Here is an 18,288-nt window from a genome sequence, read left to right on the forward strand (position 1 = left end):
GGCGGCGCATCAGCAGGTCGCGGAGTTCGCGGGCGTGGCGGCGGCTCACCGCGAGTTCCGCGCTGCCGACGCGGACCGAGGTCGCGCCGCCGTCCAGGCGCAGTTCGTCGATCCGGCCGAGGGCGACGAGGTGGCTGCGGTGGATCCGGACGAAACCGCGCGCGGCCCAGCGCTCCTCCAGCGTGGAGAGCGGGATGCGGACCAGATGGCTGCCCTCGTCGGTGTGGAGGCGGGCGTAGTCGCCCTGGGCCTCGACGTAGGCGATGTCGTCGACGGACACGAACCGCGTGACGCCACCGAGCTCGACGGGTATCTGCTCCGGCGTCCCCAGGGTCGCCACCGGCGCGGGCGCGGGGGCGCCGGCCGCGTGCACCAGGTCGTGGACGCGGCGGACCGCCTCGGCGAGTCGTTCGCGGCGGACCGGTTTGAGGACGTAGTCGACCGCCTCGAGGTCGAAGGCCTGGACGGCGAAGCCCTCGTGGGCGGTGACGAAGACGATGAGCGGCGGCCTCGCGAAGCCGGCCAGCAGCCGGGCGACGTCGAGGCCGGTCAGCCCGGCCATGTGGATGTCGAGGAAGACGACGTCGACGGCCTCCTCGCCGTCGGGTCCCGCGTCCAGCGCGCGGCCGATCCGGCGCAGCGCCCCGGTCGCGTCGGTGGCGCCCTCGGCGCTGCGCACCCGGGGGTCGGAGCGGAGGAGGTAGAGCAGTTCCCCGAGGGCCGGCTCTTCGTCGTCGACGGCCAGTACGCGCAGCATGCGGCGGAGTCTAAGGGCTGTCCCGTGATCCCCGGCGGGCGCACGGCGCCGGCTACTTCAGCAGCCGGGACAGCCTCCGGTCGGCGAGCGGCTTCCCGCCGGTCTGGCAGGTGGGGCAGTACTGGAGGGACGAGTCGCTGAAGGACACCTCGCGGATGGTGTCGCCGCAGACCGGGCAGGCCTCGCCGGTCCGTCCGTGCACCCGCAGGCCGCTCTTCTTCTCGGCCTTGAGCCGGCCCGCGGCGACGCCGCGCGAGCGGTCGACGGCCTCGCGCAGGGTGGTCCGCATCGCGGTGTAGAGCGTGGCGGTCTCCTCCTCCGTGAGGTTCCGGGTGGGTTTGAAGGGGGACATCCTCGCGGCGTGCAGGATCTCGTCGCTGTAGGCGTTGCCGATGCCCGCGATCAGGCTCTGGTCCCGCAGGGCGCCCTTGATCCGGCGCTGCTCGCCGGCGAGCAGCGCGGCGAAGGCCGGGAGGTCGAAGGCGTCGGCGAGCGGGTCGGGGCCGAGCCGGGCGACGCCGGGAACGTCGCGGGGTGCGCGCACCACGTGGACGGCGAGCCGTTTGGTGGTGCCGGCCTCGGTGAGGTCGAAGCCGTCGCCGCCGGTGAGGGCGGTGCGCAGGGCCAGCGGCCCCTTGCCGGGGCGGGGGACGCCGGAGGGCAGCGGGTCCTTCCAGTGGAGCCAGCCGGCCCGGGCGAGGTGGACGAGGAGGTGGAGCCGCGCGTCGCCGTGTCCGGTGGTGATGTCCAGGAACTTGCCGTGCCGGTCGACCGCCGTGACCTCGGTTCCCTCCAGCGCGCTCAGCGGCGGGTCGTAGGTCTTGAGCACGCTGATCGCGACGGGCAGCACGCGGGCGATCTCCTTGCCCACGAGGTGCTCGTCGAGGAACTCTCGCAGGGCGTCGACCTCGGGCAGTTCCGGCATGGCTCCACCCTGCCGCACCGCCCGCCGGGCCGCGCGCTCAGCGGCCGGGCGCCGTGTCCAGCACCTCCAGTTCGTCGGCGAGCGCCGCGGCGAGCGCGTCGAGGTCGGGCACGGCCTTGCCGTCGGCGACGAGGCCGAAGTGGACCTGCCCGCCGTACGGCGACATGGCCACGGCGAGCGACTGGCCGCGGGCGAGCGGCGCCATCGGGAAGAGTTCGCGCAGCGGCGCCCCGCCGAGGGAGAGCGCCGAGCGGGGCAGCGGTACCTGGGTGACCAGGACGTCGAAGAGCAGCCGGGCGGCGCCGGACGCGATCGGCGCGCCGAATCGGTGGGCGAGCGGCGGGAGCTGGTCGGCGAGTACGGCGACGGCCCCGGCGCCGCGCAGCGGACCCGCGGCCTTGTTGCGGTCCATGGCCCGCCGGACGGAGGCGAGCCGGGCCGCCGGGTCGGGCTCGGTGACCGGCAGGTCCAGCAGGTAGGCGGAGAGGCTGTTGCCCGCGGCGGAGGGCGCGCCGGGCCGTCGGCGGGACACGGGCACGAGGGCGCGCGGGTCGACGCCGGGGACGGGTTCGCCGCGGCCGTCGATCCAGCGGCGCAGCGCGCCGGAGACCAGGGCGAGCAGGATGTCGTTGGAGGTGCCGCCCGCGGCGCGGCGGATCCGGTGGATCCGCTCCTGGTCCAGGGTGGCGGTGGCCACCCGGCGCGTGCCGCTGGAGCCGGCCGCGAGGGCGGCGGCGCCGCGGCCGTCGAGCCTGCTCGCGCGGACCACGGAGGCGCCGACCTCGACGGCCCGGCCGAGGTCCCCGATGCGGTCGCGGGCGGCGCCGACGAGCCGGCCGGGGCCGGGCAGCCAGGAACGCGGGGGTACGGCGCGGGCGCGCCGGCCGGGTACGGCACGCCCGCGGCCGGCGGCGATCTCGTCGAAGATCCCGGCGCCGATGGCGACGGCCCGCATGCCGTCGGCGAGGGCGTGGTGGAGCTTGACGAGGACGGCGAAGGAGCCGTCGGGGGCGCCGGTGAGGAGGTACATCTCCCACGGCGGCCGGCCGCGTTCGAGCGGCCGTTCCATGAGTTCGCCGGCCAGGTGGGCGCTCTCGGCGCCGAAGTCGGCGCCGGGCAGCGCGATCTCCCGGACGTGCCGTCGTACGTCGAAGTCCTTGTCGGCGGCCCAGGCGGCGCCGCCGACGGGCAGCCAGACGTCGCGGACCCGCATGCGCAGCCGGGGGATCGCGGCGGCGCGGCGGGCGAGGAGCTCGGGGAGCCCGGCCGGGTCGCCGGGCGCGGGCCCGAAGTGGGCGAGGGCGCCCAGGTGCATGGGGTGATCGGTCGATTCCAGATGCCAGAAGGCCAGATCAAGAGGTGTCAGCAGCTCGACGCTCAACAGTGCCTCGTGTCCTCGGGGAACGGCAGGTAACCGAAGTCAATCGTGCACGGTCGGTTACGGTCAAGTACGATCACTTCACGCTGAGTTAACACCGTGTTGCCCGACGGTGAACTCGCACCAGACGCACTTGCCGCCACCGCGGGGCTCCACGCCCCAGACGTCCGAGATCATGTCGACCAGCAGCAGGCCCCGCCCGGAGACCCCGGCCTCGCCCGCCTCGCGGCGCCGCGGCAGCGCGCTGGAGCGGTCCTCGACCTCCACCCGGAGCCGCCGCTCGGGGCCCGCCAGCATCCGCAGGGTCACGATCGCCCCGCCGTCGGTGTGCATCAGCGCGTTGGTGATCATCTCGTCCGCGACGAGCTCGATCTCGTCGGACCGCTCCCCGGCGCCCCAGGCCCGGACCGCCGCCCGGATCATGTGGCGGGCCGAGCTGAGGGCCTCGGGATCACTGGGGGCGACGTGCTGCTGGAGCCGGCCGCCGGACTGCGGGAAGTACACGCCCCGGCGGCGCAGGAGCAGGATCGCGACGTCGTCCTCGCCGCCGCGCTCGTCCACCACCTCGCACAGGTGGTCGGCGAGGTCCTGGAGGTCGCGCGGGCCGCCGCGTACGAGCGCGGAGAGCCAGCGCATGCCCTCGGCGAGGTCGGATCCGCGCTTCTCGACCAGGCCGTCGGTGTACAGCAGCAGGGTCTGGCCGGGGTCCAGCTCCAGCGTCGTCACGGGGTAGTCGAGGCGGCCGAACTCCGCCGAGAGCCCGAGCGGCAGCCCGCCCTCCACGGGCAGCCGGCGGCTGGTGCCGTCGGTGTCCTGGATCAGCGGGTCGACGTGCCCGGCGCGGACCACCTGCACGACGCCGGTGGCGAGGTCCGCCTCGGCGTAGGTGCAGGTGGCGAAGCGGTCGGTGTCCAGCTCGTGCAGGAAGACGGAGGCGCGCGCCATCACGGTGGCCGGGGTGTGCCCCTCCGCGGCGTAGGCGCGCAGCACGATCCGTAGCTGGCCCATGACGGCGGCGGCGTGCGTGTCGTGGCCCTGGACGTCCCCGATGACGGCGCCGACCCGGCCGCCGGGCAGCGGGATGACGTCGTACCAGTCGCCGCCGATGTCACGGCCGAGGCGGGTAGTGGAAGTGGGGCACGGTCAGGGACAGGATCTCGAGGTCGAAGCCGAACAGTTCGTACCCGGCGCGCTCGGCGACGAGGGCGAGGCCGGCGCCCGAGGGCGGACCGCTCGCCCGGTACCTCCCGCGGCCGTCCGAGATCGCCGTGCTCACCGCGCTGGTGACGCCCTCGGTCGCCGGCCTCGCCCTCGTCGCCGAGCGCGCCGGGTACGAACTGTTCGGCTTCGACCTCGAGATCCTGTCCCTGACCGTGCCCCACTTCCACTACGCGGGATTCGCCGCGGCACTCGTCGCGGGCCTCGTCTGCCGGACGGCCGACGGCCCCGCCGCACGGTTCGCGGCGCTCAGCGTCCCGGTCGGCACCCTGCTGGTGCTGCTCGGCTACTTCGTGGACGACTGGGCCGAACTGGTCGGCGCGCTCGTCCTCACCGCGGGCATGTGGGCCGTCGCCCTGGCGACCTGGCGGGACGTCCGCGCCCACACGCCCGACCCGGTCGCCCGGACCCTGCTGGCCGTCTCCGCCGCCGTGCTCGCGGCCACCATGCTGCTGGCCCTCAGCTGGGCCCTCGGCGAGGCCACCGGCCTGCCCCACCCGAGCCTGACCTGGATGGCCGCCACCCACGGCCTCGGCAACGCCCTCGGCTTCGCGCTCTGCTCGGTCCTCGCCTGGCACCGGCTCCGCGCGCGCCCCCTCGCTCCCGCCCGCCCCGTCCGAACGGAGACCGCAGCATGACCCGCCTGATCCGCAGCCTGTCCGGCGCCGCGCCCGCGTCGCTCACCTACCCCGAGGTCGGCGCCACCGGACGGGACCACCTCCCGCCCGGCTACCACCACCTCCACCACACCCTCCGGATCGGCCGGGGCCGGGACGCCTTCGAGACCGCCGGGACGGCCGTCACCACCTGGCGGATGCACCGCTCCTCGGGCGCCCGGATCCACTGCGAGGCCGAGCGTGCCGCACCCGGGGTGGCCGTCGAGGTCTCGGCCGGAATCGGCCCCGTCCGGTTCACCGCTCCCTGCGAGGTGATCTGGACGGCCTACGAGGAGACCCGCGCCGGCTTCGCCTACGGCACCCGGACCGGGCACCCCGAGCGGGGCGAGGAGTCCTTCGTCGTGGATCTGCACCCGGACGGCTCGGTCTGGTTCACGGTCACCGCCTTCAGCCGCCCCGCCGCCTGGTACACCCGCCTCGCGGGCCCCCTGGTCCCGTTCCTCCAGCACGCCTACGCCCGCCGGCTCGGCCGCACGCTGCGGCGGATCGCCGCGCCCGCCTGAGGACGGGCCGGGACCGGACCGAGCCGTCTCCTGGCTGCCGGGGCTCCCGTGCGGGCGGCACCGCGCGGCCTTGATGGAGCGGGCCCCAGGGGACCCGCGGCGTTACGCTCCTTCTGTACGGATGTGCCCGGTGCGGGCGCGGACGCGCCCGCCCGTGGACACCGATCGAGGAGGCGGTCATGCGCCGTTACGACGAGTACACCAGCCCCTCGCAGGCCGAGGGCGAACGCCTCGACGAGGACATGGACGTCCAGGAGCGGAAGCAGCGGCATCCCCAGACGACGCGCACGACGCCCTCCCAGGCCGAGGGCGAACGCGGCACGGACGACGACGAGAAGAGCTGACCGCCGGCCCGGCGCCGCCCGGGGCCCCGCCCGGAACGGGCAGCGATGGACTGGTTCACCGCACCCGACTACTGGCTGAGCCGGATCGTCTTCCAGCGAGGGCTCGCCGGGCTCTACTTCGTGGCCTTCCTCTGCGCCGCGCTCCAGTTCCGGGCCCTGATCGGCGAGCGGGGCATGCTCCCGGTGCCGGACCACCTGCGCCGGGTGGATCCCCGCCGGGCCCCGAGCCTCTTCCACTGGCGCTACTCGGACCGGCTGTTCGCCGCGGTGGCGTGGACGGGCGCGGCGCTGGCCCTCGCCCTGGCGGCGGGCGCCGGCGACGCCGTGCCCCTCGGGGTCTCGATGCTCCTGTGGGCGGTCCCCTGGGTGCTGTACCTCTCCATCGTGAACGTCGGTCAGACCTGGTACGCCTTCGGCTGGGAGTCACTGCTCCTGGAGACCGGCTTCCTCGCGATCCTCCTGGGCAACGACGACGTCGGGCCGCCCGTCCTGGTGCTGTTCCTGCTGCGGTGGCTGCTCTTCCGGGTCGAGTTCGGCGCCGGGCTCATCAAGATCCGCGGCGACCGCTGCTGGCGCGACCTGACCTGCCTGTACCACCACCACGAGACGCAGCCGATGCCCGGGCCGCTGAGCTGGTTCTTCCACCGCCTGCCCCGGCCGCTGCACCGGGTGGAGGCGGCCGCCAACCACGTCGTGCAGCTGCTGGTCCCGGTCCTCCTCTTCACCCCGCAGCCGGTGGCGACGGTCGCGGCCGGCCTGATGGTGGCGACCCAGCTGTGGCTGGTGCTCTCCGGGAACTTCGCCTGGCTGAACTGGCTGACGATCGTCCTCGCGCTGTCCGCCATGGACGGCTCCCTGCTCGTCGGAGCCCCCGCGCTGCCGTCGCCGCCCCTCTGGTACGTGGTCGTCGTCTGCGCCGCGACCGCGCTGATCCTGTTCCTCAGCCACCGCCCGGTCCGCAACCTGGCCTCCCGCCGCCAGGCGATGAACCGCTCGTACGACCCCCTCCACCTGGTCAACTCGTACGGCGCCTTCGGCACGGTCGGCAGGGTCAGGGACGAGATCGTCATCGAGGGCACGGACGATCCCGTTCCCCGCCCGGACACGTTGTGGAAGGAGTACGGCTTCAAGGGCAAGCCGGGCGATCCCCGCCGGCTGCCGCGCCAGTTCGCCCCGTACCACCTGCGGCTCGACTGGCTGATGTGGTTCGCGGCGCTCTCCCCCGCGTACGCCGGCGACTGGTTCGGCCCGTTCGTCGAGCGGCTGCTCGACGGGGACCGGGACACCCTGAGGCTCCTTCGGCACAACCCCTTCCCGGACGCGCCGCCGGCCCTGGTCAGGGCCCGTCTCTACCGCTACCGGTTCACGACCCGGCGGGAACTGCGCGAGACCGGCGCGTGGTGGCACCGCACCCTCGTCCGCGAGTACCTGCCGCCGACCCGGCTGCGCTCCGGCGCCTGGCGCTGAGCGGCCGGCCACCCGCCCCGGCCGCGGACATGCCCGTGCCCCCGGCCGGGGCGGCCGGGGGCACGGGCGAAGCGACAGCTACGACTCAGTCGATGCCGGGCAGGATGTGGGGCTCCGCGAGGTCGTCTTCGTAGCCGGCCAGCCGGATGGGGGCCGCATGCGCCCACACGTCCAGGCTGCCCAGCCGCTCGCCGGGCCTCTTCGACCGGTCCGGTTGATCGGCCGGTCGTGTTTCCTGCTTCGTCAGTTCTGGTGTCACCGCGCACTCCTTCGTGTCGCGAGCCTATGAGGACATGGCCGTTCGGTCGCGGTGGCGCCGTTCTCCGGGCGGGACCGCGGCCTTGGTGGCAGGCCAGTCCCCAAGCCGGCCGTGAGGGTTTGGTGAAACCCCGGTGGCCGACCGTGAGCATCAGAGTAACCAAATGAGCGCGCTCATGCTCTATGGGGCTCGGAAGTGTGACGCGATCGGGTGAGTTCCGGACAGATGGACGAATCCGAAGGCCCTGGCGAACCGCCGGACGGGTGAACCCGCGGGACGGGCGGCCCGACGCTCCGGGACGCGGTGTCACGGGCACGCCCGGGACACCCCGGGACACCCCCCGGGACACTCCGGGAAGAGGGCGGCGGGGCGTACGACGCGCGGTCACCCGGGCGGGCCCGGGTGACCGCGTGTCGCTCGGCCGGGCGGCCGGTGCGGGACCGGCCGCCGGCGGACCTACCAGTTCGCCTGGGCGTAGTCCTTGAGGAAGCAGCCGTACAGGTCCTCGCCCGCCTCGCCGCGCACGATCGGGTCGTAGACCCGGGCCGCGCCGTCGACCAGGTCGAGCGGGGCGTGGAAGCCCTCCTCGGCGAGCCGCAGCTTGTCGAAGTGCGGGCGCTCGTCGGTGATCCAGCCGGTGTCGACCGAGGTCATGAGGATGCCGTCGGTCTGGAACATCTCCTGCGCGCTGGTCCGCGTCACCATGTTGATGGCGGCCTTCGCGGCGTTGGTGTTGGGGTGACCTGCGCCCTTGTAGCCCCGGCTGAAGACGCCCTCCATCGCCGAGACGTTGACGACGTACGCGCGGCCGCTGGACGCCTTCGCGGCGGCCTGGGCCATCACCGGACGCAGCTTGCTGATCAGGATGAACGGCGCCGTGTAGTTGCACAGCTGGGTCTCCAGCAGCTCCACCGGGGAGATCTGCTCGATGGTCTGGACCCAGGTGTTCGACTCGACGACGTCCGGAACCAGGCCGCCGGCGTCGATCGCCGTGCCGTCGAGGTGGCGGGCCACGCTCGCGTTGCCCGCCACCAGGGCGAGGTCCGCGACCTTCTGCGCGTCGAGACCGCTGACACCGACGGGCAGCGCGGCCAGGCCGTCCACCGCGCCGGAGTTGAAGGCGCCGATCACGTGGTGGGCGGGCAGTTCACCGGCCGGCAGCGGCGCGGTCTCCCCCTCCACGAGGGCGGCGTAGGCGCTCGGCAGCCGGCGCACGGTCTGCGTCGCGTTGTTGACGAGGACGTCGAGCGGACCCGCCTCGGCGATCTGGTCGGCCAGGGCGACGGCCTGGGCCGGGTCGCGCAGGTCGATGCCGACGACCTCGAGCCGGTGCATCCAGTCCGCGGAGTCCTCCATCGCCTTGAAGCGGCGGATCGCGTCCTTGGGGAAGCGGGTGGTGATCGTGGTGTGGGCGCCGTCGCGCAGCAGCCGCAGCGCGATGTACATGCCGATCTTGGCCCGGCCGCCGGTGAGCAGCGCGCGCTTGCCGGCGAGGTCGGTACGGGCGTCCCGGCGGCTGCGGTTCAGCGCGGCGCAGTTCTGGCAGAGCTGGTGGTAGAAGTAGTCGACCTCGACGTACCGCGTCTTGCAGGTGTAGCAGGAGCGGGGGCGCTGGAGTATGCCCGCGATCCGGCCGGCCTCGGTGACGGAGGAGGGCAGGAGGCCCTCGGTCTCGTCGTCGATGCGCGCGGCGGAGCCGGTGGCGGTGGCCTCGGTGACGGCCTTGTCGTGCGCGGTCTTGGCGGCCCGGCGCTCCTGGCGGCGGCGCTGCTTCACCGTCCGGTAGATCCCGGCGGTGGCGCGCCGCACGGCGATCGCGTCGGGGTGGTCCACGTCCAGCTTGTCGAGCTCGTCGAGGACGCTCAGGCAGACGGCCAGGCGCTCGGGGTCGACCCCCGGGCCGTACTCCTGGGTTTCTTCGGTCACCGTCATGGCCTCTGCCGTTCCTCGATCACTCGTGCGCTCACGCGCTCCGTATCCCAAAAGCGGAATTTTACGGAGCGGAGGGCCCTGTCTCCAAACCCGTCGCCGGTGGGTGATCGAACACACAGTCGCCGCAGAGCCCGCCGCCCGGGGCCCGGTAGTAGAGGCAGCAGGACGCGCGGCGCAGGGCGGGGCCGCGGACGGTGCCGGCCAGGACGGGGTGACCGAGGAGCCCACCGGCGAGGGCCGCCGCACGCTCGGCCACCTCGGGGCGCTGCCGGGCACGGGACCAGCGGATCAGCTCCCGCAGCGCACCGGCCAGGGCGGACCCGGCGTTGCCCCGGAGGAGCCGCGGCGAGATGCGTCCGTCGGCGCGGAAGGCGGCGGCCAGCGGGACGAGGTGGGTGTCGACGACGACCTCGGTCAGCTGCTCCACGGTGGCGGGACGGGTGTCCGCACCGGCCCACCAGAGGTCGTCGGGAGAGGTCAGCGCCCCGTCCCAGTGCAGCTCGGCGGGGTCGAGGGCCGGGAAGCGGCCGTGGAGGGCGGCCGGGCCGAGCACCGTCGACCAGAGGCGCGCGGCGAGTCCGAGATGGGCGATCGAGGCGGCGACCCTGCGCTCCGGGGCGCGCAGGCGGGCGGCGACCCGGTCGACGCGGGCGGTGAGGGGGCCGGTCTCCCCCGCGTACAGCCGCGCGAGCGGCAGGTGCGCGCCGCCTCCGGGAGGTGCGGCCGTCCGCAGCGCGAAGAAGCCCCCGACCGATCCGCTCTCGACGAGATCCACCGCCGCGACCGCCCTTCCCGCCCCGTTTCGGGCCCCGCCGTGGGCCCTCGTCCGGCGATCACCGTAACGGCTCCCGGAGCGGGCCAAAGTGGACCGGACCGGGCGCCGACTGGCTCGGGATGGGATTCCGGTACGGCTCCGGATGGGCGGTGCCCGCTTCGCCCCGGATACCGGAAAGGTCGCGTTCCACCCCTCCTGACCTGCGGAGGCGTACGTCTTCAGGTGTACGTACGGGCCCTGTACTACGACGGCAGTACGGGCGATGGGGTTCCCAGGTACGACGACGTGAACGCCCGGAAGAGAGATCGTTGTACGTATGAGTCCCCTCGTGCTGTCCGTTCTCCTGTCGCTGGTCTCGGCGGTCGCCTACGCGGCCGCTGCCATCGTGCAGGAGCGGGTCGCGGCCGCCGTCCCCGGCCGCCCCTACGCACCGCTGCACAGCCCGGCCTGGTGGGGGTCGGTGCTGCTCAACGGTCTCGGTGCGACGCTGCACGTGGTGGCGCTCGCCTACGGCCCGCTCAGCCTGGTCCAGCCGCTGGGCGCCCTCACGATCGTCTTCGCCCTGCCCATGGCCGCGCTGTTCGTCGGCCGCCGGGCCGGCCGGACGGCCTGGCGGGGCGCGATCATGGCCACGGTGGGCCTGGCGGGGCTGCTCAGTCTGACCGGGAGCGCGGACTCGCAGGCGCTGGGCGGGGCCGAGCGGTGGATGCTCGCGGCCGGGACGGCCGGCGTGGTCACCGCGCTGTTCACCGTGGCGCAGCTGGTGGGGCGTCCGGTGCTCCGCAGCGTGGTCCTGGCCGCCGCGGCGGGGGTGTCGTTCGGCATCGCCTCGGTCTTCACCAAGACGGTCGCCGTGGAGTGGACGGCGAGCGCGCCCTTCGCCCAGTGGCCGAGCCTGCTGGTGCTCTCGGCGCTGGCGGTCACGGGACTCCTGCTCTCGCAGGCCTCGTACCGGGGTGCCGGGCTCGCCGCGCCGCTGGCCACCGTCACGGTCGTGAACCCGGTGGTCGCGGCGGCGGTGGGCCTGACCCTGTTCGGCGAGAGCTTCCGCTACGGCACGGCCGGCACCGTCGCCGCGCTGATCTGCGGGGCGGTGGCGGCCGGCGGACTGATCCAGCTCACGATGGACCGCCTGACGGCCGTGGACGACGGCCCGGCGGTGTCGTCGTCGCGGTCAGATGGAGACTCCGCGGGCCCTGAGGTAGGCCAGGGGGTCGATGTCGCTGCCGTACCCGGGACCCGTCCGCATCTCGAAGTGGAGGTGCGGTCCCGAGCTGTTGCCGGTCGATCCTGACCGGGCGATCCGCTGGCCGCCRCCGMCCCGCTGGCCCTCGCGCACGGAGAGCGCCGAGAGGTGCGCGTACTGGCTGTAGCGGCCGTCGTCGTGCCGGATGACGATCTCGTAGCCGTACGCCCCGCCCCACCCGGCGGAGACGACCTTGCCGCCTGCGACGGCCCTGACGGACGTGCCGGTCGGGACGGGGAAGTCCACCCCCGTGTGGTAGCCGCTGGCCCAGGAGGACCCGGACACCCGGTAGCGGGTGCCGATGGACGCGGAGACCGGGGCGCTGAACGCGTCGGTGTGCGGCTTGGCGGCCGGCCGGGACGCGGGCCGGGAGACGGGTTTCGCGGCCGGCCTGGCCGCGGGCTTCGCGGCCGCGGGTCCGGTGACCGGCTTCGCGGCGGGTTTCGCGGGGGCGGGCTTCGCGGCCGCGGGTCGCCGAGGCCGTCGCGGCGGGCGCCGGCGCCGTCCTCTGCACCTGTTCGACGATCGGCGCGGTGGCGGAGCGGGCCGCCGCGCGGCTCGGCGTGCCGGTGCTGCGGGTGGACGGCTTCCGTGCGGGCGCCGTCATCCGGAGGGTCAGCTTCTGTCCCGGGTGGATCAGGTCGGGGTCACCGCCGACCACGGTGCGGTTGGCCTCGTAGAGCCGCTGCCAGCCGCCCTTGACCCGCTCCTCCCGGGCGATCCGGGAGAGCGAGTCGCCGGGGGCGACCGTGTACGACTCGCGGACGGTGGGCACGGTGGTCGGCGTGGCGCCCGGGGGCTTGTGCCCCACGGCCGTCCGCTGCCCGGGCAGGGACGCGGGCCGGATGTCCGGGGCGTCCTGCCCCCGGGCCAGCCCCGCCCGCGGCGCGCAGGCGGGCCAGGCGCCGGGGCCCTGTCCCTTGAGGACCTTCTCCGCGACGGCGATCTGCTGGTCCTTGGAGGCGAGGTCGGCGCGGGGGGCGTAGTGCGTGCCGCCGTACCGCTCCCAGGTCGCCTGGCTGAACTGCAGGCCGCCGAAGTAGCCGTTGCCGGTGTTGATACGCCAGTTGGAGGACGACTCGCAGGCCGCCATCTTCTCCCAGACGTCGAGCGAGGCGGCCTGCGCCGTACCCGCTCCCATCAGGGGCAGCGCGATTCCCGCACCGCCTGCCGTCACCGTGAGCGAGGCTCGGTTGATCCGGCTCGGCTGCTGCCGGCGGTGTCGTCCGCGTACGGCCATGGGACCCCCTTGAACGCATCAGCAGTCGCCCAAGGTAAGGGACAGTCACAGGCCGTGACAAGGGCCTTCGGGAAACTCCAACTCCCTTGTGTCACATGGCCGTCAGGGACCGGCGGGACCCGGCTGGGGTTGAGGCTCGGGTTCCGGTACGGGAGCGGGCGGCGGCGGTCCCGGGACCGGGTCCGGCTCGGGTACCGGAGCCGGGCCGGGCACCGGCCCGGGCGCGGGCGGCGGCACCGGGTTCGGCGGCGGGATGGGCGACGGAGGTACCGGGTCGGGGTACGGGTGGGTCATGACGCGCCTCTCGATCGGCTGGTCCGTTGTGCACCAGGCTCTCCCGCTGCGCGTGCCCTCGCCCGCCGGATCCATTCATCCCTGACGCCGCGCGACGGCCTCCGCCCCGGCGGCCAGCCCGCTCGCCGGGCTGGACAGGACGGGCAGCGGGGTGCGGACCCGTCCGGCGACGTCGGCCAGCGACGCCTGCGCCAGGACGATCACCCCGCCGGCCGCCGGGTCGATCCGGTCGACGGCCGCGGCCACCGTGTCCAGGTAGCCGTCCCGGTCCCCGGCCTCGAAGTACGGCCACGCCTCCTCGACGAGCAGGGTCGTGACGAACGAGGTCCGTTCCCCCGACTCCTCCCGGAGCAGGTCGATCGTGGGCGCCAGGGTCGACCGCACGGTCGCGACGACGACGATCCGCTCCGCCCGGACCGCCTCGGCGGCCATCGGGCGGTCCACCCGCAGCACCGGCACGCCGAGCCGCGCGGCGGCCCGCTCCGCCACCGCGCCGATCGTCGAACAGGTGCAGAGGACGGCGCCGGCGCCCGCCGCGACGGCCTCGGCGAGGGCGCTCCGGACGTCGTCGTCCACCGCGTCGGGGCCCTCGGCCCGGGCGCGCGCCAGAAGGTCCTCGCGTACGAGGTGGTGCAGGACGAGCCCGGGTCGGTCCCGGTCGCGCAGCCCGTCGAAGACGGGCACGTGAACCGGTGAGGTGTGCAGCAGCGCCAGCGCGGGCGTCCCCGTCACAGGAGTTCCGGCGTCGCCTTGAGCTGGGTCTTCGCCGCCCGGACGAGCTCGTCCGACGGGACGGGCGCCTCGTCCGGGTGCTTCTCGGCCCACTTCGCGGCGTAGGGGCAGAGCGGCACGACGGGGACGCCCTCGCGTGCGGCGATCCCGTAGAACTCGCGCACCAGGGAGCCGGCGACGCCCTTGCCCTCGTGGCCCTCCTCGACGACCGTGTGCACGGCGACCAGCGCGTGCGGCTCGGCGTCCAGGACGAAGTAGACGATGCCGCCGACGTAGGTCTCGCCCTCGAACGCCCCCAGGCGTCCGGCCGCCCGGTCGTCGCGGATCTCCAGATCTGCCATGCGGTGCTTCTCCTCGTCTCAGACGTGCGCGGGAACGGCCTGCGGGCTGCGCTGCTGATCGGTCCCGGGCACGGGCGCGGAGGCGTCCGCCCCGAGCTCCACGATCCGGTTGTCCGCGTCGACGTGCACCACGCGCGGCACGAGGGCACGCGCCTCGGCGTCCTCGACCTGGGCGTAACTGATCAGGATGACGAGGTCCCCGGGGTGCACCAGATGGGCGGCGGCCCCGTTGATCCCGATCACGCCGGAACCGCGCTCGCCCTCGATGACGTAGGTCTCGAGCCGGGCCCCGTTGTCGATGTCGACGATGTGGACGAGCTCACCGGGCAGCAGATCGGCGGCTTCCATCAGCTCGCCGTCGATGGTGACGGAGCCGACGTAGTGCAGATCGGCCTGGGTCACGGTGGCGCGGTGGATCTTGGACTTGAACATGGTGCGCAGCACTATGGACTCCTCGAAGACGGCTCCCTGCCTGCGTTTTTGCAGGTCAAGGGCGGTTTCCCTACCTTACAACGAGTCGCATGTTCGGTCAGCTTTCACCAGGTTTTTGAGGACTAATGCTGACCAATTGCTGACCTTTTCTGATGCACCGTCAGGCAGGTTTCGAGGGGCTCAGCCGGCTCACTCGCGCCCCCACCGCGACGACCACGCCAGCCTACGCAACGACGGTCGGCAGTCGTCCAGGACCACCTTAACTGTGAGCGGATCCACGGCGGCGGGCCGACGGTCGGCACGCGCCGGCGCCTGCACACGGATCAACCCGCCCAGGCTGCGGCACCTACTCCGACGCCCTTGGCGGCGCCGCTCGCGGCTCGCCACAGGCAACGGCACATCGAGGCGGGTGCGGAATATAGCGGCAAAGCCCGGTTAGCGAAACCGGGGATTCTCGTGACCATTGGTGTTGTCCGCGCGACGGCATCTGGCGGTGCCACTCGGCGGGCGCACACCGATGCCTCGACTTCCTGCCAGACCGCGTGCCACTCCGCTTTCGGGATCGGCACGGCCAGCCCCAAAGGAGCACCATTGACCACAGACCCGCAAACGCCCCCCGAAAGGACGAGCTCTGGCACCAGCTCGCCCCACGGGAGGCGCCCGGTCGAGCCCGTGCTCATGGACTCGACCGAGGTTGCGACAATGCTCAATATGTCCAGGAGCTGGGTCTACAAGGAAGCCTCGAAGCTCGGCTTGAAGGGGTACAAACTCGGCCGGGGCAGGAATGCCAAGGTCCTCTACGAGAAGACCGAGGTCTTCAAGTAGCTGGAGCAGCAGAAGACCCATTAGTGGCGATCGCCAACGACGCCGGGCATCGCCGCAAAACCGCTGCACGTCGGTGCACGGAATGACACCATGCAGGAAATGACGACGCACCCGTTCCAGGACGTGACGCACGCCCCAGAGATCGAGCCTCTGCTGGACCGACTGGGCACCGTGTTCCAGAGGTTCGGCGATCAAGACTCCGGCTGCACCTCGTACGGGTTGCTGGCGTCGGGACAGCGCTGGTTCGTTAAGACCGCATCGACGCCCGAAGCCGTCGCGTCGCTGCACCGGGCAATCTCGGTCCACCGCGCCGTCGCACATTCGGCGATCGTGCCCCTGGTGCATTCCTTCACCACGGCCGTCAGCCCTGTGCTTGTATACCCGTGGATGGGCGGCGAGGTTCTCTACCATCCGACCCGGTCACGGCATGGCGGACGGGCCGCTCCCGGCAGCCCTATGGCAAGGTTCAGGGCCCAGCCGCTCGCTCAGATCAATGCCGCCTTGGAATCGCTTATCAGCGCCCACCTGGCTGTCGAAGATGCTGGTTGCGTGGCCGTCGACCTCTGCGACGGCTGCATGCTCTACGACTTCGACCAGCAGCGCATGAAGCTCTGCGATCTGGACGAGTACCGCCCCGGACCGTTCACGCTGGAAGCCGACCGCCTACCCGGCACCAGCCGCTATATGGCGCCCGAGGAGTTCGCCCGCGGCTCGCTCATCGACATCCGCACCACGGTCTTCAACCTCGGCCGGGCGCTGCACCTCCTCCTCGACGCCGGCGACGAGGAAACGCAGTGGCGCGGAACCCCTGCCCAGCTGACTGTCATCACAACGGCGACCGCAGTGGAGCCTGATAAGCGCCTTCCTACCGTTAGCGCCCTCGCCGACGCCTGGCATGCAGCAGGGAATCCGCGAACCAGCTGACAGCACGGGCGGGAGGCCCACCAGAGACACGGTGGTCACCGGCTTCTATTCGCCGGACCGCACGCCGCCCCACGCCGGCACGACCAGCTGGGAGCCCAATCGTTCCCAGGCTCCGAGGACAGCCTGGTGAGCGCCGGGGCGAGATGGGCGTACCGCTGTGTCGTCTGGTAGCTCTCGTGACCGAGTAGGTGCTGGACGTCGTACAGCGAGACGCCCTTTTGAACGAGCCACGACGCACACATGTGCCGGGTGGAGTGCGGCGGATACTGCGGCACCTGCCCGATCGTCCCGCTGGACTCTGCGTAGCGCGCCCGCCTCACCGCCGGCCACCGAGTCTGGGCTCGCCAGTTGCCGTCGTCCAACAGTCGGCCCGACCGCCCCTTAGACCGTGTCCTACGTGGTGAGGCGGACGAGGCGTTTGTAGCAGCAGATGGCGGCGGCGAGGCCGAGAAAGGCCAGGTAGTTGCGGGGGTGGCGTTCGTAGCGGTGGTTGAGGCGGCGGTAGCCGGTGAGCCAGGACATGGTCCGCTCGATCACCCACCTGCGCTGGCCGAGTCGTTCGGAGGACTCGACGCCCTTGCGGGCAGCACGGACGCCGATCCGTTTGCAGCGGAACCATTTTCGCAGGTGGGGAACGTCGTAGGCCTTGTCGGCGTGAAGGCGCTGAGGCTTGAAGAAGCGGCCGCGGTGGGGGTCGTGTCTCGTTTGGTGGCCCATGATCATGGGCTTCAGGGCGAGGCTGTCGTGGGTGTTGGCCGCGGTGACGCCGACGAGGAGGGGCAGTCCGTTCGCGTCCGACAGGACGTGCATCTTGGAACCCGGCTTGCCCCGGTCCACGGGACTCGGACCTGTGAGTTCGCCCCCTTTTTTTGGCACTGACGTGGGCGGAGTCCAGGACCGCCCGGGACAGGTCGAGGAGGCCAGCGTCGTCCAGGCGGTGCAGGAGCTCCTCGTGGAGCCGGCCCCAGACTCCGGCCCTCGACCAGATCAGGAACCTGCGGTGGGCCGTCGACTTCGATATCCCGAAGCACGGCGGCAGCGCCCGCCAGGCGCACCCGCTGACCAGGTCGTAGATGATGGCCGCGAACAGCGTCTCATCAGGCGTGTCCTGCGTCCCGCCGCCCTGCGACCGGACCTTCGACGGTGGGATCAGCGGCTCCGCGATCTCCCACAGTCCGTCCGGAACAATCCAACTCCAAGTACCCCGCCCCATACGGGGGTCAACGACGCCTCACCACATAGGACACGGTCTAAGGACGGCGGGGCGGCCGGAGGAGGCACTCACCGCCACCCAGGAGGCGGTCCGAATCCGCCGACAGCTCACCGCGAGTGACCCCACCACTCACAGACCCGATCTCGCTGCGTCGCTGAACATGCTCGGGCTCTACCTGTCCTATGCGGAGCGTCACCAGGAGGCTATGACCGCCATTCAGGAGGCTGTCGATATCCGCCGTCAGCTAGCCGCTAGCGACCCGGCCACCTACGAACATGGCCTCGCCGCCTCGCTGACTGGCTGGTCCTCGGTGGTGTATCAGGCGCAGCAAGATCCCTGCGGAGCGCTGGAAGCCACGGAGGAGGCAGTGGAAATCTACCGTCGGCTCACGGCGACTGCGCCTGCGCGATTCCTGGAGTCCCTCCATACTGGACTGCGCCTACAATCTGACCTACTTGTCCGGCTGAGGGGGTCGGACGAAGCGGCAGCCATTCGATAACGGCTCACCGCGAACAATGACACCACCGGCTTACAGGAGTAGGTACAGACCTGTTGCCCGGATCCGGCATTCCGCAGCGTACGTGTCGGACATAATCCTCCCCCCTCTTCACCCCGGGCCACCTCGGCCCGGGATACATCGGTTCCTTCTCCCGCGCCCAGGCCGGGCAAACCGGGCAAGTGCAGCCAGTGCCGCAGCCGTTACAGTCCCCGACCGGGGTGAGCCCGTTCACAGCTGCCGGCAACGCGGCCTCCCCACGATCGACTTCGACGCGCCGTTCGACGTCAGAGATCAAAGATCGAGCCGG

At 72.6% G+C, this 18,288-nt stretch carries 17 protein-coding genes and 4 pseudogenes; 7 read left to right on the forward strand and 14 right to left on the reverse strand.

The window, feature by feature from the left end:
- The 5 genes and pseudogenes from EAO71_RS25315 to EAO71_RS25335 form a co-directional block, all read right to left on the reverse strand.
- A partial coding sequence (locus EAO71_RS25315; RefSeq protein WP_147980234.1) for a LytR/AlgR family response regulator transcription factor occupies positions 1 to 757 on the reverse strand: 757 nt, incomplete at its 3' end.
- A 52-nt stretch (positions 758 to 809) separates the two neighbouring features.
- Positions 810 to 1,682, reverse strand: coding sequence for an Fpg/Nei family DNA glycosylase (locus tag EAO71_RS25320; protein ID WP_147980131.1), 873 nt, complete (start codon positions 1,680 to 1,682; stop codon positions 810 to 812).
- Between the two features lie 37 nt (positions 1,683 to 1,719).
- Positions 1,720 to 3,063, reverse strand: coding sequence for a wax ester/triacylglycerol synthase family O-acyltransferase (locus EAO71_RS25325; RefSeq protein ID WP_147980132.1), 1,344 nt, complete (start codon positions 3,061 to 3,063; stop codon positions 1,720 to 1,722).
- 78 nt (positions 3,064 to 3,141) lie between these two features.
- A pseudogene (locus tag EAO71_RS25330) lies at positions 3,142 to 4,188 on the reverse strand (SpoIIE family protein phosphatase); the annotation flags it as partial.
- Positions 4,184 to 4,285 (reverse strand): annotated as a pseudogene (locus EAO71_RS25335) (YndJ family transporter); the annotation flags it as partial. The pseudogenes EAO71_RS25335 and EAO71_RS25330, both read right to left, overlap by 5 nt.
- Here EAO71_RS25335 and EAO71_RS25340 point away from each other — a divergent pair.
- The 4 genes and pseudogenes from EAO71_RS25340 to EAO71_RS25350 all read left to right on the forward strand — a co-directional run.
- A pseudogene (locus tag EAO71_RS25340) lies at positions 4,275 to 4,916 on the forward strand (YndJ family protein); the annotation flags it as partial. The pseudogenes EAO71_RS25335 and EAO71_RS25340 overlap by 11 nt on opposite strands.
- Positions 4,913 to 5,458: a DUF1990 family protein gene (locus tag EAO71_RS25345; RefSeq protein WP_147980133.1), complete on the forward strand. Its 546-nt coding sequence runs from the start codon at positions 4,913 to 4,915 to the stop codon at positions 5,456 to 5,458. The pseudogene EAO71_RS25340 and the gene EAO71_RS25345, both read left to right, overlap by 4 nt.
- Before the next feature lie 179 nt (positions 5,459 to 5,637).
- The gene (locus EAO71_RS37855) at positions 5,638 to 5,802 is read left to right on the forward strand and encodes a hypothetical protein (protein WP_187282817.1); all 165 of its coding nucleotides are present in this window, start codon (positions 5,638 to 5,640) and stop codon (positions 5,800 to 5,802) included.
- Positions 5,803 to 5,847: 45 nt separating this feature from the next.
- Complete coding sequence (locus EAO71_RS25350; RefSeq protein ID WP_147980134.1) at positions 5,848 to 7,269, forward strand: lipase maturation factor family protein; 1,422 nt, start codon at positions 5,848 to 5,850, stop codon at positions 7,267 to 7,269.
- A gap of 85 nt (positions 7,270 to 7,354) precedes the next feature.
- Here the strand turns inward: EAO71_RS25350 and EAO71_RS37860 are convergent, their stop codons facing one another.
- The 3 genes from EAO71_RS37860 to EAO71_RS25360 all read right to left on the reverse strand — a co-directional run bounded on the left by EAO71_RS37860 (position 7,355) and on the right by EAO71_RS25360 (position 10,235).
- Positions 7,355 to 7,528, reverse strand: a complete 174-nt coding sequence (locus EAO71_RS37860; RefSeq protein ID WP_187282818.1) for a hypothetical protein — start codon at positions 7,526 to 7,528, stop codon at positions 7,355 to 7,357.
- Between the two features lie 456 nt (positions 7,529 to 7,984).
- On the reverse strand, positions 7,985 to 9,460 hold the full coding sequence (locus EAO71_RS25355; RefSeq protein ID WP_147980135.1) for an SDR family NAD(P)-dependent oxidoreductase: 1,476 nt from the start codon (positions 9,458 to 9,460) through the stop codon (positions 7,985 to 7,987).
- A gap of 61 nt (positions 9,461 to 9,521) precedes the next feature.
- The gene (locus EAO71_RS25360; RefSeq protein ID WP_147980136.1) at positions 9,522 to 10,235 is read right to left on the reverse strand and encodes a (2Fe-2S)-binding protein; all 714 of its coding nucleotides are present in this window, start codon (positions 10,233 to 10,235) and stop codon (positions 9,522 to 9,524) included.
- Between the two features lie 316 nt (positions 10,236 to 10,551).
- On the opposite strand from EAO71_RS25360, the gene EAO71_RS25365 reads away from it, so the two are divergent.
- Positions 10,552 to 11,529 (forward strand): DMT family transporter, encoded by a 978-nt coding sequence (locus tag EAO71_RS25365; RefSeq protein WP_147980137.1) that lies wholly within the window; start codon positions 10,552 to 10,554, stop codon positions 11,527 to 11,529.
- Here EAO71_RS25365 and EAO71_RS40120 read toward each other — a convergent pair.
- The 4 genes and pseudogenes from EAO71_RS40120 to panD form a co-directional block, all read right to left on the reverse strand.
- A pseudogene (locus tag EAO71_RS40120) lies at positions 11,410 to 12,721 on the reverse strand (transglycosylase family protein). The gene EAO71_RS25365 and the pseudogene EAO71_RS40120 overlap by 120 nt on opposite strands.
- A 369-nt stretch (positions 12,722 to 13,090) precedes the next feature.
- Entirely contained in the window at positions 13,091 to 13,747 is a 657-nt protein-coding gene (locus EAO71_RS25380) for an aspartate/glutamate racemase family protein (protein ID WP_261992337.1), read from the reverse strand.
- Positions 13,744 to 14,088, reverse strand: a complete 345-nt coding sequence (locus tag EAO71_RS25385; protein ID WP_147980139.1) for a GNAT family N-acetyltransferase — start codon at positions 14,086 to 14,088, stop codon at positions 13,744 to 13,746. Before EAO71_RS25385 ends, EAO71_RS25380 begins: the two co-directional genes overlap by 4 nt.
- Before the next feature lie 18 nt (positions 14,089 to 14,106).
- Positions 14,107 to 14,532 carry an aspartate 1-decarboxylase gene (gene panD / locus EAO71_RS25390; RefSeq protein ID WP_147980140.1) on the reverse strand — a complete coding sequence of 142 codons (426 nt, stop codon included), beginning with the start codon at positions 14,530 to 14,532 and terminating at the stop codon, positions 14,107 to 14,109.
- 912 nt (positions 14,533 to 15,444) lie between these two features.
- Between panD and EAO71_RS37865 the strand changes: the two genes are divergently transcribed.
- The gene (locus EAO71_RS37865; RefSeq protein WP_187282819.1) at positions 15,445 to 16,269 is read left to right on the forward strand and encodes a serine/threonine-protein kinase; all 825 of its coding nucleotides are present in this window, start codon (positions 15,445 to 15,447) and stop codon (positions 16,267 to 16,269) included.
- 35 nt (positions 16,270 to 16,304) lie between these two features.
- Here EAO71_RS37865 and EAO71_RS25405 read toward each other — a convergent pair whose 3' ends face one another.
- Together EAO71_RS25405 and EAO71_RS25410 are read right to left on the reverse strand one after the other, a co-directional pair.
- Positions 16,305 to 16,589 carry a tyrosine-type recombinase/integrase gene (locus EAO71_RS25405; RefSeq protein ID WP_261992359.1) on the reverse strand — a complete coding sequence of 95 codons (285 nt, stop codon included), beginning with the start codon at positions 16,587 to 16,589 and terminating at the stop codon, positions 16,305 to 16,307.
- Between the two features lie 73 nt (positions 16,590 to 16,662).
- Positions 16,663 to 17,482 (reverse strand): IS5 family transposase gene (locus tag EAO71_RS25410; RefSeq protein WP_147980141.1). Its coding sequence is split into 2 segments (ribosomal slippage): positions 16,663 to 17,139 and positions 17,141 to 17,482, totalling 819 coding nucleotides; the frame shifts between segments, so codons are not numbered across the junction.
- Here EAO71_RS25410 and EAO71_RS40125 point away from each other — a divergent pair.
- Positions 17,373 to 17,981, forward strand: coding sequence for a tetratricopeptide repeat protein (locus tag EAO71_RS40125; RefSeq protein ID WP_147980142.1), 609 nt, complete (start codon positions 17,373 to 17,375; stop codon positions 17,979 to 17,981). The two genes, EAO71_RS25410 and EAO71_RS40125, sit on opposite strands and share 110 nt — an antisense overlap.
- The last annotated feature ends 307 nt before the right edge of the window (positions 17,982 to 18,288 follow it).

Source organism: Streptomyces sp. MS191, from assembly GCF_008042125.1.
Taxonomy (GTDB): domain Bacteria; phylum Actinomycetota; class Actinomycetes; order Streptomycetales; family Streptomycetaceae; genus Streptomyces.

Excerpts from the sequence above, each read along its gene's own strand:
- EAO71_RS25320 (WP_147980131.1), bottom strand. The coding sequence starts at position 1,682 with ATGCCGGAACTGCCCGAGGTCGACGCCCTGCGAGAGTTCCTCGACGAG.
- EAO71_RS25345 (WP_147980133.1), top strand. The coding sequence starts at position 4,913 with ATGACCCGCCTGATCCGCAGCCTGTCCGGCGCCGCGCCCGCGTCGCTC.
- EAO71_RS37855 (WP_187282817.1), top strand. The coding sequence starts at position 5,638 with ATGCGCCGTTACGACGAGTACACCAGCCCCTCGCAGGCCGAGGGCGAA.
- EAO71_RS25350 (WP_147980134.1), top strand. The coding sequence starts at position 5,848 with ATGGACTGGTTCACCGCACCCGACTACTGGCTGAGCCGGATCGTCTTC.
- EAO71_RS25355 (WP_147980135.1), bottom strand. The coding sequence starts at position 9,460 with ATGACGGTGACCGAAGAAACCCAGGAGTACGGCCCGGGGGTCGACCCC.
- EAO71_RS25365 (WP_147980137.1), top strand. The coding sequence starts at position 10,552 with ATGAGTCCCCTCGTGCTGTCCGTTCTCCTGTCGCTGGTCTCGGCGGTC.
- EAO71_RS25385 (WP_147980139.1), bottom strand. The coding sequence starts at position 14,088 with ATGGCAGATCTGGAGATCCGCGACGACCGGGCGGCCGGACGCCTGGGG.
- EAO71_RS37865 (WP_187282819.1), top strand. The coding sequence starts at position 15,445 with ATGACGACGCACCCGTTCCAGGACGTGACGCACGCCCCAGAGATCGAG.